Below are 3,801 nucleotides of genomic sequence, written 5' to 3' on the forward strand. Positions count from 1 at the left end.
TGGTCTCGGCGGTTGGAGTCAGGACATCGTAGTGGGTAATGGTACGTTGCGCATCAAAGCCGACGGTACCTTCGAGTATCAACATGATGGCAGTGACCCCGAAGAGACACCGCCAAGCTTCGCATACACCTTAAGTGACGGTACCGGCACCGATACGGCAGTGGTGACCATCACCACCAACCCGGTCAACGATGGCCCAGAAATTATCAGCATAGATCCGGCTGCGGTATCCGAAGAAGGGTTACTCTATGGAATCAAGGATACAGATGGCCAGCCCAACGATACTACTAATGCTGTTTCGTTCGTCGGCACACTTAGCTTCACCGATACCGACAGCAGCAATTTTACTATCTCTATCGATGACACCAACATTGGTCAATACTATTCGGGAGGTACCCTGATTAACTGGAATTGGAGTGGCAATACCCTCACGGGCACCGCTGGTTCAATGGCTGTAATGACAATCGTATTTGGCGCTGTCGGTGGCACAGTACCAGACTTCAACCTCAATTACACCGTCACTCTATTTGCGCCGGTAAATCATGATCCCGACAGCAATATAGAAGATGTATTGCCCATCGCCTTTACGGTAACTGTTGACGATCTAAACGGAGGCACAGCCGACACCACCCTCACAGTTAAAATAGAAGATGACTCGCCAGTAGATGATGTAGATACTGATGCAATACAAACGATAACCAACACTATCGGTCAATACATAACCGGAGATCTGTTTGACCCGGGTGCCGATGGCTTCGGAGGTGTCAACTTTAACGTTGCTACACAAGGGCTTCTCTACAACGGTATAGTTCTTACTTATACCATGTTCGGTAACACATTGAAGGCCATGGCACACGATACGGAGGTATTCAGTCTAACAGCCGTGCCCGATGGTAATGGTCACTATGATTACAAACTTATTCTCCTGCAAGAGATCCAACTTGAATATACAATCGAATATAACTTAAACGGTGCTCCGGCAGGTAATAACGCTGCATACTACGTTGATGTCGATGGCGAGATCTATGCTAAAGATGAGCAAGCATCAGAGGTTATAGCTACCATAACGGGTACTGGCAGTGTTAACTCAAATAGCCACGGTATCGGTATTGGCCCTAAAACTTCTATCGATGCAGGTGAAGCAATTAACTTCTATTACGGCACAAACGGGACCAGTGTCGCCGCTATAAGCCTGGGAACCGGTAACAACGGTGAGCCCTACGACGGAACAAGTTATATCACCTACATAATTAACTATGTCGGAGGAGGTCAGCAAACATTTACCAATATACTCGTGAATGGCACATTTATTATTGAGGCGGGACCTCTCAATGGCTTTAATATTGAATCTATTAACATAGCGCATGTGAGTGGAGAGGACTTTCAGGTTATTGAGGTATCTTCTGCAGGCGGCATTACCGAACAACCTATAGATATCGATTTTACCTACACTGCAACCGACGCTGATGGAGATAACGTTTTTGACCCCGATGGAGAACCAGGTGGCTTCACCGTCGTTGTCGAGCCGGATACAGGCGACGACAATATAAATATATTGGCTGGAACCGATGCCGAAGATACTCTTTTAGGAGGCATTGAAAGTGACTACATAATCGGCGGTACTGGCGATGACACGATCTCTGGTGGAGCCGGAGCCGATATACTGATTGGTAGTGAAGGCTCTGATACCATAGATGCGGGTGTAGATTCAGACCGTGACGCAATTATCTGGGAGGTGGGCTCTGCAGATGAGAGTATAGATACCATCTATAACTTTAATCCCGTCTACGATGTACTCAACCTATCTGATGTGTTAGTCAATGAATCGCCTGGCGATCTGGAAGACTTTCTCTCATTTAACTTTGTGGGTGGCAGCACAGAGATAGTCCTGGATACAAATGGAACATCATCAGCTGGAGGAGATACACTAACCATCCTGTTGGATGGAGTGGATCTATCGACTATCTATGGTCCAAGTCCAACGGAGATCATCAACGGGCTCCTCGATGACGATGCACTGATTGTTGATGTTCCATAATCAACTACCGAGGTAAATACTGCTTTTTTACAATATATCTAGCAGAGAAACGTAGCGAAGCCACTATATTTAGTGGCTTCGCTGTATCAGCCTAACTGTAACAGAAGCTAAACCGAAGCGCTCAAAGTACTGTTTTGTTCAGCTGGCATCTATATCCATTTATAATAAGAAAGCTACTGTTGTGGCAATTTTCTTATTATGGCTTAATCTAAATCAACATTATTCTCACTTAAGCATATGAATACACCTGATTAATCCTCCCCGTAGCTCAAAACCTTACCCCATCAGTAAATTTCCCCTTAAATAGTACAAGTTTGACACACAGTGAAACTGGATCAGACTTTAAGTAGTCAGGGAGAAAAATATTAATTTCCTGAACCTTCAATCCTTCAATGTCTGTTATGAATGAGCTTGCTCAGGGATGTAGTTATGGGTGTTTCAGTAGCTAAACAAGATGCCGTTGTCACTAACCTGGTTGGTCAATTAAAAGCCAAAGATGAACAGGGGAATGTGAGAGATGTGACGATAGGCGATCTTATCAAAAACGGTGAGCAGTTAATCTTCTCACCAAGTGCGCAGTTTATTCTGGAGATGGCCGATGGCTCGGTCGTCGATGAAACAAGCCTCTCGCCGGACGACCCGGCCCTTCCACCGTCCCAAGAGGAGGGGTTAGCTACGGCCCCAGTTTCCGCAGATGCAGAAATAGCCGCACTGCAAGCACAAATTTTAGCGGGTGAAGATCCAACCGCCGGACTACCCGAGACCGCGGCGGGTACTGCAGCTGGAGGCGCTGGTAATGAAGGTACCGACTTCATCACCTTAGACAGAGCAGCAGATGAAACGATAGCAGGCAGTGGATATGATACCAGCGGGTTTGACCTAGCTGCTGCACCGGCTATTGATGAACCTATTATTCCTGAAGAAAATATTCTCCCCACTTTAACTTCCAGTTCCATCACTGTTTCAGAAATTAATCTCCCCCAAGGCTCCTCTCCATTATCAAGTGCTTTATCACAAGCAAGCACTATCACACTCGCCGCCCCCAATGGAATATCCCTTTTAGTAATAAATGGCATTGAAGTATTTAGCGGTGGCGTATTTGCAGGCCCGACAACAATTACATCTGCAAGCGGAACATTGACTATAACAGGATATGATACTGCAACCGGAATTCTGAGTTATAGCTATACCTTTAACTCAGCGGTTGACCATAGCGCATCAGATATTCAAGCAGATATCTTTGCCGTTTCTCTTACCGATATTCTAGGCAACAATACCACTTCAACTATTACTGCAAACCTCCTTGATGACGCTCCTAATGGACAAGATGATTCAGGGAATATAAGCGAAGATGACACTTCAATTTCAGGCAGTGTCATAGATAACGATACTCAAGGAGCAGATGCCGCCACTGTTTCACAAATAACTAATGCAGATGGTGCCAACTTAGTAGTAGCTCAGGCAACGAGTATTAGCGGCACCTTTGGTCAATTACAAATTTCTGCCGACGGTAGCTATAGTTATCAATTATCAAACCAGCTTAATACGGTCCAGTCTCTAGCTCAGGGTGAGCAAATTATAGACACCTTTATTTATCAACTCACAGATAGTGATGGAGACAGCACAACTGTGGTGCTGAATATCACCATTACCGGTACTAATGACGATCCGGTTCTGACCGTTGACATGACCGGCGGCGTCACTGAAGATGCCACCGACCCAAGCCTCACTGACAGCGGCGCACTCAGCTTCACCGATGTCGA

The 3,801-nt window shown here is 45.8% G+C and carries 2 protein-coding genes; both read left to right on the forward strand.

The features are described from left to right. Positions 1-2,038: type I secretion C-terminal target domain-containing protein (locus tag EKG39_RS23155; RefSeq protein WP_126508316.1), on the forward strand; the 2,038-nt coding region annotated here is incomplete at its 5' end. A gap of 429 nt (positions 2,039-2,467) precedes the next feature. Next, a partial coding sequence (locus EKG39_RS23160; protein WP_185817699.1) for a retention module-containing protein occupies positions 2,468-3,801 on the forward strand: 1,334 nt, incomplete at its 3' end.

The sequence above is a fragment of the Shewanella atlantica genome (assembly GCF_003966265.1).
Classification (GTDB): Bacteria; Pseudomonadota; Gammaproteobacteria; order Enterobacterales; family Shewanellaceae; genus Shewanella; species Shewanella atlantica.